A 505-nucleotide genomic window follows, 5' to 3' on the forward strand; every position below is an offset into this window, starting at 1 on the left:
GATCAGCTCGTCGCGGACCTTCTCCGTCTCCCCGCCCAGCTCCTCGATCGTCTCGGCCACCTCGACGGCCTCGGCGTTGGACAGCTCGTCGGTGCGCACCGGGATGTCGCCGTCCCCGGAGGACTGGACGACGGCGCGGGGGAAGCCCGCGTCCGCCAGCGCCGAGCGGGCCCGTTCGGGGTCGACGGGCGAGGCGGTGGAGTACTCGATCAGACGTCCGCCGGTGACCTCCACCCCGAAGTCCAGCCCGCGCACCGCGATGCCCGAGCCGGCCAGGACGACGGCGGCCAGCGAGACGGCCAGCCAGCGCCGCCGCCGGCGCAGCAGGTCCGGCTCGCGTCGGGTGATCCACTCCCGCACCCGGCCCACGCCGGCGATGCCGGGGATCCTCGGCCGCCGGCGCACCGCGCCCCGGGAGACGGCGAACTCGGCGAGCACCCGGGTGATCAGCAGGGCGCTGACCATGGAGGCGAGCACGCCGATGGACAGGGTCACGCCGAAGCCG

General features: G+C 75.4%; 1 pseudogene. It reads right to left on the reverse strand.

The annotated features are described in order from the left end of the window. Positions 1-505: pseudogene (locus QC029_RS30485) on the reverse strand (protein translocase subunit SecD); the annotation flags it as partial.

It is taken from the genome of Streptomyces sp. DH37, assembly GCF_029813835.1.
Taxonomy (GTDB): domain Bacteria; phylum Actinomycetota; class Actinomycetes; order Streptomycetales; family Streptomycetaceae; genus Streptomyces.